Origin of the sequence: Bacillus sp. NEAU-CP5 (assembly GCF_026420705.1) — a bacterium.
Taxonomy (GTDB): Bacteria; Bacillota; Bacilli; order Bacillales; family Bacillaceae; genus Bacillus; species Bacillus velezensis.
In genome coordinates this window covers 538,177-553,916 of record NZ_JAPMOV010000001.1, presented here as the reverse complement: position 1 = coordinate 553,916, position 15,740 = coordinate 538,177, and the positions used below count along the sequence as shown (strand labels likewise).

2 protein-coding genes are annotated in these 15,740 nt (G+C 44.1%); both read left to right on the top strand.

Annotated elements, in window-relative coordinates; genetic code table 11:
• Positions 1–23: 23 nt before the first annotated feature.
• Complete coding sequence (locus OTK50_RS02120; RefSeq protein ID WP_224224230.1) at positions 24–8,729, top strand: type I polyketide synthase; 8,706 nt, start codon at positions 24–26, stop codon at positions 8,727–8,729.
• Positions 8,722–15,726, top strand: coding sequence for an SDR family NAD(P)-dependent oxidoreductase (locus tag OTK50_RS02115; RefSeq protein WP_224224231.1), 7,005 nt, complete (start codon positions 8,722–8,724; stop codon positions 15,724–15,726). Before OTK50_RS02120 ends, OTK50_RS02115 begins: the two co-directional genes overlap by 8 nt.
• Positions 15,727–15,740: the final 14 nt, after the last annotated feature.

Genomic DNA, 15,740 nt, shown 5'->3' with positions numbered 1-15,740 from the left:
TTGTAAAGGGGATGAAGGTTTTTATGAAAGAAGCCCGTCATATTAGAAAAAAAGTACTTTCTGACATAGAAAGCGGCATCATTTCTTTGGAAGAAGGAGTAAAGCGGATACAGCAGCTTGGTTCTCATTCCGCAGGGGTTAACGGACAGTCGATATATTATCAGACGGTCTGGCAGCGGACAGATCTCAGCATTCATGTAAAAGGCGGCCGACGTGAGGGCAGCCTTTTATTATTTGATAAAAGTGAAGATGTGAGTAAAGAACTTGCTGCATTGCATGATACAAGGGTTATTTTGGTTAAGCCGGGGAAGGAGTTTCGAAAAACCGGGGACGGTGTATTTGAAATCGACCCCCGCTCTGAAAGAGATTACATAAACCTGTTAGGATGGCTTATAGAAGAAGAGAAGTCAGATATACGGGAAGCGGTGCATTTGTGGTCAGACATGCCGTTTGAAAAGACAGAGAGAGCGATTCGTGAACAATGCGACAGCGGAGTCTATTCTTTGTTTTTACTACAACAGGCGCTCTTCAAAAATAACTGCCGCAAACCAATCAAGCTGTTATATGGATATTTTTCGCATCTTTCTGGAGAACAGCCTCTTTACGCGGCGGCAAGCGGATTTTTGCGGACATTGCAGCTGGAAAATCCGTTAATCTCAGCAAAAACCATTGAAATGGAGCAGTCAATAGCAGCCGTTCACGCAGCTGATATCATACGCAATGAGCTGAGTGATTTCCAGCCTTCAGATGTAGAGATCCGTTATAAAGACATGCAGCGTTATGTCAAACAGCTCAAAACGTATGAACCCGAAAAAAATTCCGGAAGCGGTGATGTGCCGCTGAGAGAAAATGGAGTATATATTATCGCAGGAGGCGCGGGCGGATTAGGATTTACCTTTGCAGAATATTTGGCTTTTCAAACAAAATGCTGCCTTGTTTTAACGGGGAGATCTCCGCTTTCAGATCATATAAGAAAACAGCTGAGACGATTAGAGGATGCCGGTTCTTCAGCTGTTTATGTTCAGGCTGATATTACCAATAAGGAAGAAGCCGAATATGTAGTCAAAAAAGCCAAAACTTCTTATGGAAAAGTAAACGGGGTCATTCAGGGCGCGGGAATCATCCGTGACTCTTTCCTTCTTAACAAGTCACGAGAGGAATTCGATCAGGTAATCAGACCGAAAGTATTGGGTACGATGTGGCTGAATGATGCTGTTGAGAAAGAAAATCCTGACTTTTTCATTTGCTTCTCCTCTACTTCCGCAGTGTTGGGAAATGTCGGGCAATCTGATTACGCGTTCGGAAACAGTTATATGGATCATTTCATGAATATGCGTTCTGCCCAGCATTCTGATAAGATTTCTCTCTCTCTGAACTGGCCGCTGTGGAAAGAAGTCGGCATGCAAGTGGATGAACGAACGGTAGAGACAATGAAAAAGGCGGGTTTTTATCCTTTAGAAAAAGAAGAAGGTAAAGAAGCGTTTGCAGTCGCATTGTCCTCCGGTTTTTCGCAATTTACTGTATTTTACGGAGATGAGCAAATTGACAATCATGTTCATCAATTATATGAACGAAAAGACAGCATTCAGGCAGATGAAGGAACAGGGAGAAATATCGAATCATTTGATTCAGAGAAACTGACAGCTGAAACATCTGATTTCATCATAAAAATGATTGCTGCAGAATTCAGGATGCCTGCGGACAAAATAGATGCAGAAGAGGCATTGGAAAAATACGGACTTGATTCCGTTATGATTATCAATATGACGAATGAGCTTGAAAAACATTTCGGCGCGCTCTCAAAAACGCTGTTATTCGAATATCAGACTGCGGCAGAATTGTCACAGTATTTCGTTGAGGAGCACAGGGATACTCTTCTTCATAAACTCCGGTTAGGAGAAAACGGGAGCAGCGCCCCATCTCAGAAGAAAAAAGATAATAAACAGACAGCCGATGTTAACGGGAAACAGAAAATCCAGATGAAAAATCAGGTGCAGCAGGAGAAGTATCATGATAATGATATCGCGATTATCGGTATCAGCGGACGTTACCCGATGGCAAATGATCTTGATACTCTGTGGGAAAACTTATTGAACGGTAAAGACTGTATAACTGAGATACCTAAGGATCGGTGGGATTCGGGGCTGCACTATCAGCCCGCAGCGGGCGATGAAGTAAAAAACCAAAGCAAATGGGGGGGATTTATTGACGATGTGTATCATTTTGATCCGTTGTTCTTTAATATTTCTCCTGCCGAAGCTGAATTAATTGATCCGCAGGAGAGACTGTTTTTAGAGACGGTTTGGCACACCATAGAAGATGCGGGGTACGCAAAGAAAACGCTTGAAAGAAAAAACGTCGGTGTTTTTGCAGGGGTTATGTACGGCCAATATCAGCTGTACAGCGTTGGTCACGAAGCGGCCGTTTCTTCCTCGTATGCATCAATCGCCAACCGGGTATCCTACTTCTTTAATTTCAGCGGGCCAAGTATTGCTTTGGACACGATGTGTTCCTCATCATTAACGGCTGTTCATTTTGCCTGTGAAAGTTTAATCAGGAATGAATGTGAAATTGCAATTGCAGGAGGCGTCAATTTATCCATTCATCCTCATAAATATGAACTCCTGACCCAAGGCGGATTTTTATCCAGTGATGGCCGGTGCAGAAGCTTCGGTTCAGGAGGAGACGGCTATGTGCCGGGAGAAGGGACAGGTGCCGTGCTGCTGAAACCTGTGAAAAAGGCTATTGCGGACGGTGATCAGATTTATTCAGTTATTAAGGCAACAGCCATCAACCACGGTGCTAAGACGAATGGGTATACCGTGCCGAATCCCAAAGCTCAAAGTGAGGTCATTACGAGAGCCTTAAAAAAAGGATTTATTGATCCAAAAAGCATCAGCTATATAGAAGCTCACGGAACAGGCACCGCGTTAGGAGATCCGATTGAAATCACCGGTCTGACCAGAGCATTTTCAGATGCCGAACGCGATAAGAAAACATGCGCGATCGGATCGATTAAATCAAATATCGGACATCTTGAGGCTGCTGCAGGCATAGCGGGCATTACGAAAGTTATTCTTCAAATGAAACATAAAACGATTGTTCCGTCACTGACTCATTCTGCTGAATTGAATGAAAATATACCGTTTCAAAAAACACCTTTTTATGTACCGGACAGTGCCGAAAAATGGGAGTCATCCGTTCCCAGGCGTGCCGGAATCAGTTCTTTCGGGGCAGGAGGAGCTAATGCCCATGTTATTTTAGAAGAATTTGCGGATGAAGCTATCTCTCCTCACGCGGCTGAAGAACCTGAACAGCTTTTATTTGTTTTTTCTGCAAAAAATGCCGACAGGCTGGCAGAATATGCAAAACGCGCAAAAGAACATATAGCAGGCAGAGATTATCCATTAGAAACACTTAGAAATACAGCATTTACTTTACAAACCGGCAGAGAAGAAATGCCGCACAGATTGGCTGTTATCGCCTCCACAAGAGATGAATTGCTTAAAGGACTGAAAGACTACATTCTCGGAAACGCGATGGATCATATTTTTACAAGCGGCAAAGACACAACAGAAGCTCAAAGGATGAACAAAGCTGAGATTGAAGAAGCAGCCGCAAATAGGGATCTTGTGAAGATTGCTGAATACTGGGTTGGCGGTAACGGAGTAGATTGGCCGTCACTTTATAAAGATGTCACTTTGAGACGGATTTCAGCACCCGGATATCCATTTGCCAAAGAGCTATGCAGAATAGATGTGCAAAATACGGGAAGCCGCCGGATGAACGTTAATAACGATCTGCATCCTTACATTTCATGCAATATATCTGATTTTAAAGCACAGAAGTTTCTTATCAATGTAAGCGATACCGGTTTGTATATAAAAACAAAGTATCAAGACAAGGAAATGTTTCCGTTTCTCAGCCAGATTGAAATGGCGAGAGCTGCCGGAGCGATGGCTTCAGGGAATCCGATTATTAAATTAACAGAGCTCTCCTTTAGAGAACCGATGTTACAAAGCGGAAGCAATGAGCAGATCCGGATTGTATTAACCCCGGATAATCAGGGTGCATCGTATTCTATAGAAAAACAGAGCGACTCATCCATTTATTCCTCAGGGCGGCTTGAATTAGAAGGCGGAGTGTACGAGAACGGAAATATTCATCTTGAGCCGTTCCTGTCTCAGCATGCAGACCGCATACCGTACGAAGCGTTTTATCAGCGGCTTGCCGAATTCGGATACAGCTGCAGTGACAGTCTGAAAGCGGCAGAGCACTGCGTCAGCAGGAACGGACAGGTACTTTTAAAGATAAAAGCAAAGGCCGAGCCGAAAGGGTGCATAATCAAACCGGAAGTTATTGAGAGCGTATATCAAGCCGTCATATACCTTGCGGGGGAAAATGCCGGAGAGCTCCCGGAAAACATTAAAGAATGTATGATTTTTGATCATGAGACTGAACCCGTTTATGTATATGCAGAACAAACTGGAGAAAGCGATTCGGCTTATGATGTGTATGTATTAGACAATGCCGGCGGGATTTTGATGGAACTGAGCGGGCTGGTTTTTGGCGAAAAGCCTAATAAAAATGTACGTTTTTATGAGCATAAGTGGGATCAAAAAAACCCTCTGATTGAAATCAAAGATAGGGAGCCAAAAACAATTCTGGTCTTTGCAAAAGATGAAGCATTAGCTGAAGCTCTGAAAAATCAATCAGACAGCCGTGTCATTCTCGTCACGCCGGATCAGCGGCAGACCGATCAAAATCTGCTGACATTCTGTGTAAACCCGGAAGTGACGTCAGATTACATTCGTTTATTTGAAGAATTGGAGAAAAAGGGATGTTCTCCTGATGTCATCTTGCACACGGGAGAAACATTTTACGCGGGTGACCACCTTCTCAGCGGCCTGGAATCAATTTTTTATTTATTAAAAGCCCTGAGCGCCCGCAGTGACGCCTTTCTTTATCTTCATTCTTTGCTTCTTATTCACTCTTTTAAAGAAGGCGTGAATGATCCGTATACGGGCGCTCTTGCAGGCTGTTTAAAAACGGCAAATATGTTGGTGCCATCCGCAGAGAATGTGAAGTCAATCGGCTTTTCAGAACGTATATCAATTGAAAAAATGGCTGAGTTTTGCCTTAACGAAATGGTTTCAGGCATGGAACGGCAGGCGGAAGAAGTTAAATATATAAAGAACAAGAGGTATATTAAGACATTAAAGGAGTATGTGTTCAATCATACAGAGCACTCTCATCTGCTGAAACAGAAAGGGGTTTACCTCATAACGGGCGGTTTGGGCGGTCTGGGCCTGATTTTTGCAAAATATTTAGCCTCTCAGTATCAAGCAAAATTAGTATTGACGGGAAGGTCACCGTTAACAGCTGATAAACGCCATAGCATTGACCGGCTGCAGGCACTTGGAGGAGATGCGGTATATTATCAAGCTGATGCCGCAGATCAAAAGACGATGGGACGGGTCATAGAAGAAACGAAACGGACTTGGGGTTCCATTCAAGGTGTTATTCATTCAGCTGGTCATGCCGATGATCGGTTATTTACAGAGATGAATCTGACTGATTTTTCAGAAGGCATGACTGCTAAAATTGAAGGAACGGTATGCTTAGATGAATTAACGAAAGATGAGCCGCTTGATTTCTTTATCGTATTTTCTTCTATTTCTTCGGTCTTCGGAGATTTTGGACAGGTTAATTATGCGTTGGGCAATTATTTTCAAGATCAATATATAAATTGGAGATCCGAACAGAGCCGCCGGCAAGAGAGACAAGGCAAGAGCATTTCGATTAACTGGCCGTTGTGGCGTAAAGGCGGAATGCATTTAAACAAAGAAGCTGAAGAAGCATATCTTTCTGCATCCGGGTTTGATTATTTGGAAACGGAAGAAGGGATAGCGGCTTTTGAGACGATTTTGGCAAGTGACTGCCCGCAAATTTCGGTTGTTACCGGGGATGCCGGAACAACACCAGCAAAAAAAGATCTGCCGCATCAAAAAGTAAATACGCTTCCGGTTCGTCAAGAGGAAATTTCTTATACAGCACCGGTGTCTGCAGACAATGTCCTGGAAGAACTGAAGCAAATGGTATCGGAATTATTGAAAATTAACATTGAACAGCTGGATACGGCAGAGAATTTCGGTAATCTCGGCTTTGATTCTATCAGTTTGAAAACATTAGCTGTCCGACTGAATAAAAAATACAAGCTTAAGCTGACACCTGCCGTTTTCTTTACTTACAGCCATATTAAGTCTCTTTCAGAATTTCTAAACAGTGAACTACGTACTGTTGCAAAAGGGAATACAGATGCAGAAAAAAACATTTCTGAAAAAAGGAAAGTGCACGCCGAGAAAACCACCGGGAAAACCGTAAAGCCGCCGCGAAGTTTTCCGTTTGAAAAAAAGACAACAAGACAGGCTGACCATCATCCAGAGAAGCAGCCAGTTGCCATTATCGGGATGAGTTGTGTTTTTCCGGGAGCAAAAAATGCAGATGAGTTTTGGATCAATTTAATCAATGAAAAAGATTTGATTCAGGAAATTCCCCCGGATCGCTGGGATTGGAAAAAATACGCCGAAGGCAAAGGAAGCAGCGAAGTACATTCGAAATGGGGCGGCTTTATCACAGATGCCGATAAATTCGATGAGGCGTTTTTCAATATTAATCCGCGGGAAGCAGAACTCATGGATCCTCAGCACAGAATTTATTTGCAGGAAACCTGGAAAGCGATAGAAGATGCGGGTTACAAAGCTTCAAAGCTGTCTGGCAAAAATATCGGGGTGTTTACGGGCATTCAATTTAATGATTACCGCCAGCTGCTGATGAGGCATTCGGACGGGGCGCATGCGTTTGCGGGAACCGGAAACAGCCAGGCGCTCATCAGCAACCGTGTATCCCACTATTTTAATTTCAGAGGTCCGAGTGAGTCCATTGATACAGCCTGCTCAAGCAGTCTTGTAGCAATCCACAGAGCTGTGCGCTCGATTCAAAATGGCGAAAGTGAGCTGGCGGTAGCAGGCGGGGTTTCGCTGCTCTTAGATCCAGTCACGCATATGTATACTGATAAACTCGGTATTTTGTCTAGGGACGGCCGGTGTAAGACGTTTGATAAACTTGCCGACGGTTATGTCCGCGGTGAAGGTGCAGCTGTTCTGTTATTGAAACCATTGCAAGCGGCAATGAATGACAGAGACAATATTTACGGAGTTCTGAGAGGAACCGGAGAAAATCACGGAGGAAGATCTGCTTCATTGACCGCTCCGAACCCGGAAGCTCAGGCAGAACTGTTAACGTCTGTTTACAAAAATGCCGATATTCCTGTTGATACGATATCTTATATTGAAGCACACGGAACCGGGACAGAACTGGGAGATCCGATTGAGATTGAAGGCTTGAAAAAAGCATTTGGATCTTTTGAGCCGCATTCAGGAAAGAATCATGATCAATATTGCGGCATCGGTTCAGTAAAAACGAATATCGGTCATTTAGAGCCCGCCTCTGGAATGCCGGGGCTGATTAAAGTATTACTATCCATGAAGTATAAAACACTGCCTGCCACACTACATGTCAAGGAACTGAACCCTTACATTCAATTAAGCGGAACGCCGTTTCATATTGTCAATAAAACTATGAAGTGGGCCAGATTAATAGATCGAAAAGGAAATGAAATTCCGCGCCGCGCGGGAGTCAGTTCCTTTGGATTCGGCGGGGCAAATGCTCATGTCATCGTGGAAGAATTTGAATACGGCCAAGATAAAGCAGTAACTGCCAAGCGGGAACAAATCATTGTTCTATCGGCCAAAACAAAGGAAAGGCTGATGGTTAAAGCCAAAGAGTTTACAACGTTTTTACATGAAGAACTATCAGTTCAATTCAGTCAGCAAGAGGTGCAGGAACGTGATTTGCAAGAGGCGGTTCGGGAAGCGGCAGCGGGTATCCTGCGTTTAGATACCGCAGATATAGATGCAAAGACACCTCTTTCTGAATTCGGATTTGATCCGTTGGCTTATTCCGAATTAATCTCTTATATAAACCAAATGTACGGCACAGAAATATCACTAGATATATTTCAGGAATTAATGACCCTGAGCGAGCTGTGCCGCTATATCAGCAGCGTCCGGAATCGATCAGCTGATAAACCGCATAACGGCAATTTTAGAGAAAAGTCCGGAATCGGTCTTGAAGAAATAGCATATACGCTGCAAACCGGAAGGGAACCATTTGAATGCCGCCTTGCGATCACTTGCTCGAATACCGGAGATCTTCTTGAAAAATTAAACGGTTACATTCACGGGAGCAGGCTGCAAGGTGTTTATGAAGGAAATGTAACGGATTTTGATAGTCTGTACGCTCCTTTATTCGGCGGCCCCGAAGGTCATGCATATGTTCAATCACTGATTCAGCAAAACAAGCCGGCCAAACTGGCTCAGTTGTGGACGATCGGTTGTGAAATCAGCTGGGAAGACTTGTATGAGGAGGAACTCAAACCGGTTAAACTGTCTCTTCCTCTCTATCCTTTCAGCAAGAACAGACATTGGATTCATTTAAATAAAGATGAAGCGCAGAAGGCTGAGGCTTTCTCGGTTACTGAGCTTCACAACTCAAATAAAGATACAGCAGATGGAGAAATCATGTCGCTTCTTGAAAAAGCACAAACAGGTGAGATGAATACGAAAGAGACGTCAGAGCTGATAGAGGAGTTGCTTTTCCATGAATGAAAAAACGATGCAAATTGAGCAAATCGTGAAAAAGGTGAAAGAATGCAGCCTGACGCCTGAAGAAGGGCTGGAATTAATTAAGAGCTTGGGGAAAACCCATCTATATGAAATGGTATGGGATAGACATGAATTTAAAGGCAGTGAAAAATTCCCGCATACGAAAGAGCCAATTTTATTTTTTTGCGAAGACGACAGCATGTATACCGTAATGAAGAGGCAGCTTGAAGGCTATGAGGCACCTTTCATTTACGTGACTTCCGGCGAGCGTTTCGAAGATTGCCGGAACGGTCGTTTTAGAATGAACTTTGCAAAAGATGAGGATTATGATGCGTTATGCGGGGTTCTGCGTTCTCAAAATATAAGACCCCGTCATATTATTCATTTTTTGGCTGCCGGGCTCTTCAAAAATACAGAAGATGCAATGAGAAAGCAGCTCAATAAAAGTCTGTTTTCCTTGTTTCACATGTTTCAGGCCTTCATGGCGAACAAACTTTGTCCGAAAGCAGAAATTTTGTACCTGTATGAAAATACCGAGGGCGAGGTTCAGCCGATTTATAACGCGGTTGAAAGTTTTCTTAAGACCGTACAGGCCGAAAATCCGAATTTCACATGTAAGGCTGCAGAGCTGAAATCAATGTTTGACGAGCCGTTTACAAAGCAGCATATTGCAGATGTCATCTCTTTTGAATGGAACAATCAATGTAAGACGAACCACGTTACCTGCTATGAGCCGAGGCATTATTATAAAAGGCAGCTTCAAAGAGTAAAAAAAGAAGATGGGGAGAAACATAGTTTCAGTGTAAAAAAGAACGGTGTGTATTTAATTACGGGAGGAGCCGGCGGTCTCGGGTATCTGTTTGCGGAATATCTGGCGAAACAGGCAGAAGTCAAGCTGGTATTAACCGGCCGTTCCCCGGCCTCCCGTGAAACGGCGCAAAAATTGAGCGCTCTTGAAAATCTTGGCGCTGAAGCCTTATATGTCCCGGCAGATATTTCAAAGGAAAAAGAGACGGACGCTTTGATTAAGCACATTAAGCAGACATTCGGAGAATTAAACGGAATTTTGCACAGTGCCGGACTTGTTAAAGATTCATTTATCATAAAAAAAACGAAAGAAAGCATAGAAGAAGTTATAGCGCCTAAAGTATTCGGAACCGTTTGGCTGGATAAAGCAGCTGAAGAAGAGCCTCTTGATTTCTTCGTTATGTTTTCGTCCCTTTCGTCCGTTCTGCCTAATGCGGGTCAAAGCGACTACGCCTTCGCTAACGGATGTATGGACGGATTCACCCAGTATCGAAGCATTAAAGGACGTCCCGGGAAAACACTTTCTATTAATTGGCCGTTATGGGATGCGGGGAATATGACAGTCGGGCCGGGAGAGCTGCAAGCTTTAAGACATGCAGGGCTGGAACTTTTATCCGCCCAAGCAGGACTTGCTGCTTTTCAGGACAGTATGAGCCGCTCTGCTTCTCAGCTGGCTGTTATCAGCGGAGACAAAGATAGAATAAGTGAATTACTCTCAACGGATCATAAAGAAATAGAGACTGTGCCTGAAAACAACAGTAATCTGCCGCAATTAAATGAAAAAGATCTGAAAAAGCAAACGGTTCGTCTTTTGACAGAGATCGTCGGTGCGGAAACGGGAAGACAGGCGGACAGTATTTTACCCGAGGATACATTTGACCGTTATGGAATTGATTCTCTAACGATTTTAGGTCTTAACTCCCGTCTGGAAAAATATTTTGGAAGAGTGTCTAAGACTCTTTTCTTTGAATACAGCAGTGTTGAAGAGCTGTCAGAGTATTTTCTTGAACACTATCATCATGAGTTGAAGAAGGCGTTTTTACCGGCAGCCGAACAGCGAATTGATCATTCGGCGCCGGCGAAACGAGAGAAGCTTTCCGTTTCCCGCATACCATCCGCACCTTCCGAGGAAGATATTGCGATTATCGGTATAGCCGGCCGCTACCCGATGGCGAAGGATGTGGAACAGTTTTGGGAAAATATTTCTTCCGGAAAAGATTGTATAACGGAAATACCGAAAGAGCGCTGGGATTTTCGGAAATATTATCACACAGGTGACAATGCCCGTCATGACAGCAAATGGGGGGGTTTTATAAAAGACGCTGATAAATTCGATCCGCTGTTCTTCTCAATTTCGCCCCGTGATGCCGAGTTAATTGATCCTCAGGAACGGTTATTTTTAGAGACAGCGTGGCACACGTTTGAAGATGCGGGTTACACAAAGAAAAAGTTGAAACGGCATAAGACAGGTGTATTTGTCGGTGTCACCTACAGCCACTATCAGTTATTTGCAGCCGGTGCTTCAGATGATGAGGAACGTCAGGCGCTCCTGTCTTCTTATTCGTCTATCGCAAACCGGGTGTCATATTTCTTTGACCTGCACGGACCCAGCCTTGCAATTGATACAATGTGTTCTTCTTCACTTTCTGCTGTTCATTTTGCATGTGAAAGTATAAAAAGGGGAGAATCCACCCTCGCTATTGCCGGAGGAGTGAATTTATCCTTACACCCGGATAAATATACTTTGCTTTCACAAAACCATTTTGTTTCAAGCGATGGGCGCTGCAGAAGCTTTGGAGCGGGAGGAGACGGATATGTGCCGGGAGAAGGAGTCGGGGCCGTTCTTTTAAAATCGCTTTCTGCCGCAAAGGCTGACGGGGACAGGATTTACGGTGTGATTAAGGGAACATCTGTAAATCACGGCGGAAAAACAAACGGATACACTGTGCCAAATCCGGGCGAGCAGGCAAACGTCATCATTGAAACTCTTGATAAGGCGGGGATTGATGCAGACAGCATAAGTTATATTGAAGCGCATGGCACTGGCACATCTTTGGGAGACCCGATTGAAATTTCAGGTTTAACCAAAGCTTTGCACAGCTCGAAAAGCGATTATCGTTGTGCAATTGGTTCGGTTAAGTCAAATATCGGACACCTAGAGGCTGCGGCGGGAATTGCTTCTATCACAAAAGTGCTGATGCAAATGAAATATAAACAGCTTGCTCCTTCCCTTCATTCCGATAACTTAAATCCTAATATTGATTTTGGGGAAACTCCGTTTTACGTGCAGTCTGAACTGACCGATTGGGAGACGCCGCAAAATCAAGCCAGAAGGTCAGGCATCAGTTCTTTCGGCGCTGGAGGATCTAATGCTCACATTATCATCGAAGAGTATAAGAATGAAGAAAAGATGGAAACGGTACAGAGCAACAAGACGCAAATTATTCTGCTTTCTGCCAAAAATGAAGAACGGCTCAGACTCTTGATTGATGCATATATAAAAGAACTGGAGCCAAAAACGTCACTAGCTGATGCTGCGTACACTTCGCAGACCGGGAGAAACGCTATGGAAGAGCGGCTCGCTGTTGAGGTTAGCAGCATTGACGATCTTCGCAATAAGCTGACGATGTATTTGCGGTCAGATCAGAAGGTAAACGGTTTATATAGGGGAAAGGCCCGCCGAGGCGCTGGTCAAAAGGGTGCCCTGTCAGCCGCTCACTTTGAAAATGCAAGAGATATGGCCATTCACTGGGTGAACGGAGGAGACGTTGAATGGGAAGAGATGTACACTGCGGAATTACCGAAGCTTATCTCTCTTCCTGTATATCCTTTTGAACGGAACAGATATTGGGTGCCTGCCGCAAAAGCAACACAGAAACAGAAAAAAACAGGTGTACCGCAAAGTCTGCCCCATACACCGATTGACTTATCATTTGATGTATTAAAAAAATCGTGGAAAAAACAAAAGGCTGCGCCTTCCGCTTTTACGAAAGGACAGGTGATGATCCTGGCTAATAGTGAAAGTGAGCGGCTTGCATTCGAATTGTTTGATTCAGAACCTCTGATTGAATCCGCTGTCATTTGCGCAGATAACTGGGATCATTCGAATGGAGAAGCCAAAAAAACGGCTCTAGCAGTCATAGAAGAAAATCCGGAAATCATCGGCATGATTGACCTGTCAGATTTGCGGAGTGATCAAAACGGGGCACACACCGGCACAATCGGGAAGCTGACACTGCTGCAGGAAATCATAAAGACACGTAAACAGCTTTTCGTTTTACATGTGACCAGAGGGCTGCAGACATTTCTGAATGACAAGCCGTCGTTAGCCGGAGCCGAAACAGCCGGACTATATAAAATGCTGAGTGCGGAGTATCAAAAGATAAAATCAAAAACAATAGATGTAGACGGGCATGTCGGGACTGCGGCGGAACTGAGACAGGTAATCACAGATGAAGCTTGCGCTGACGGGCTGTATAGTGAAATCTGCTACCGGAACGGTGAACGTTATATTCCATACGTCGAGAAATTACATGCAGCGGAAATAAACCGGAAACTATCCGGCCTGCCGGTATGCCGTACGGATCAAACCCTGGTTATTACAGGGGGAACAAGAGGGATCGGAGCAGAACTTGCCAGACATTATGCCGGCAAGGGAGTCAAAAAACTTGTGTTGATGGGAGTAACCGACCTTCCGGAATCTGATAAAATAGCCGGCATGTTAAAAGACACCGATGAAAAGTCACCTCTTTATTCGAAATTACAACTGCTGCATGAGTTGGATCAAAAGGGAGTTCAGGTGGAAGTGTATTCCGGGCCGCTCACGGAAAAAGAAACATTACAACGCTTCTTTTCAGAGGTGAGACTGAAGTTCGGCAAAGTCGGCGGGGTCATTCATTGCGCTGGTGCAGCCAATCATTCGAATCCGGCTTTTATTCATAAATCTGATCAAGAAATAAGAGAAGTATTTGAGCCAAAGGTACAGGGGATGCAGGTACTTCATGACATTTTTATTGATGACAAACTTGATTTCTTCATTTTGTTTTCATCTGTTGCGAGCGCCTTTCCTTTATTAGGCGCCGGAACAAGTGACTATGCCGCAGCGAACGCTTTTATGGATTACTTTGCGGCGTATCAGCATGCAGCCGGCAGAACATATTATCAATCAATTAACTGGCCGAGCTGGAGGGACATTGGGATGGGCGAGGTGACAAGTCCATCATATCAAGCACTTGGTTTACTTTCACACTCAACAGAAACAGGTATTGCCATGCTGGATGAAATGATGACGATAAACGGATACCCCTGCCTTATACCGGCAAAGACACATCCGGAGAAATTCAAGCTGGAGCAGCTGCTTCAGACAAGAATTCAAGCTGCTATAAATAAGCCGGATGCTGAAGAAAAAGAGATCTCTGGTCAGGGAGACAATGAAGCTATGATCAGGAAGTTAATGGAGATTTTTTCCGCGGAGCTGAAAATACCTTACGAGAATTTAGATCAGGAAACGTCTTTTGCGGATTACGGAGTTGATTCAATCTTACTGGTTCAGCTTGTCAAAAAAGCGGAAGATGCATTTCAAATAAAAATTGAACCATCAGCTTTTCTGGAGTATCCGAGTTTTTCACAACTGGGCGTCTATTTAAACGAATTATTTGCAAGTGAGGGGATCAGTCCTCAAATTGATTCAGAAAACATTGAGATTCGGAAAAAAGAGCAACATATAAATCAAAATGCTTCCGAAGTACGGGACAGCGGATCTCAAATGCAACAAACCAGTCTGAACCAAATCGCTATTATCGGAATGGGCTGTGAGTTTCCGGATGCTCCGGACACAGAAACGTTCTGGAGAAATTTGAAGAAAGGACAAAATAGTGTCCGCGAAGTCCCGGCGTCGCGATGGGATATTTCTTCATACTACTCTGACACCTATGAAAAGGGAAAAAGTATCAGTAAGTGGGGCGGATTTCTTCAAGATATTGAGTCTTTCGATCCCGCGTTTTTTAATATGAACAAAAGTGAGGCATCAGAGCTTGATCCGTTAATCAAAAAATGCCTTGAGGTCAGCGTCCAGACATTGAGAGACGGCGGCTATACAAAAGAAGAAGTATCAAACAAAGAAGTCGGCGTCTTCATCGGTTCGCGGACCGGGACGTTTATGTCCAAAATAGGTTCCCCTTCAAAAAATACGATCGTGGGTATAGGACAAAATTTCATAGGCGCGCATATCTCACACTTTTTTAATCTGAAAGGACCGAATCTGGTTGTAGACACGGCTTGTTCTTCCTCATTGGTCAGCGTCCATCTCGCTTGTCAAAGCCTGATGTCAAAAGAGTCAGATATGGCGATTGCGGGCGGAGTTGACATTTTGCTGGATCAAAAGCCTTACGTCATGCTGAGTGAGGCTCGGGCGCTTTCACCTGAAGGAAAGTGTCATACATTTGATGAGAAGGCAGATGGATTTGTACCGGGAGAGGGATGCGGCGCAGTCCTTTTGAAAAGACTTGATGACGCCCTTGCCGAAGGTGACAGAATTTACGCGGTAATTGACTCATCCGCGGTTAATAATGACGGACAGACAATGGGAATGACAACACCTAATCCGAAAGCGCAAAGCGCAGTGATAAAAAAAGCCCTGAAAAAAGGCGGAATTGATGCAGATACTCTCAGTTATGTCGAGACGCATGGCACCGGAACGATGATAGGAGATCCGATTGAATTAAAAGCGCTGACAGAAGTGTTCCGGGAGGTTACGGAAGAAACGCAATTTTGCGGAGTGGGCAGCGTAAAAACGAATTTCGGACATTTAATGAGCGCAGCGGGGATAGCGAGTATTATAAAGGTTGCCTTATCCATAAAAAATCAGATGCTCCCGCCGACATTACATTGTAAAACGCCAAATCCGCGTTTTAAATTTGATCAGTCGCCATTCTTTCCGAACACGTCTTTAAAAGAATGGCGTCCCAGAAAAGGGGTTTTGAGAGCCGGAATCAGCTCTTTTGGATTCGGGGGCACGAACGCACATATGATATTGAGCGACAGCCATCTCACATTAGGATATGGAGAGACAAAAAGACACCCGCTTTCTCCGATTATATTCAATAAGGAACAATGCTGGATCGACAATGGAGAAACTCCAGAAAAGGAAGAGTCAGAATTGCTGATTCCTTTACTTGATTTCAAAGAATTATAAAGAAAAGAAAAGGA

Bases quoted from the DNA above. Each gene is read 5' to 3' on its own strand.
- OTK50_RS02120 (WP_224224230.1), top strand. From the start codon at position 24: ATGAAAGAAGCCCGTCATATTAGAAAAAAAGTACTTTCTGACATAGAA.
- OTK50_RS02115 (WP_224224231.1), top strand. From the start codon at position 8,722: ATGAATGAAAAAACGATGCAAATTGAGCAAATCGTGAAAAAGGTGAAA.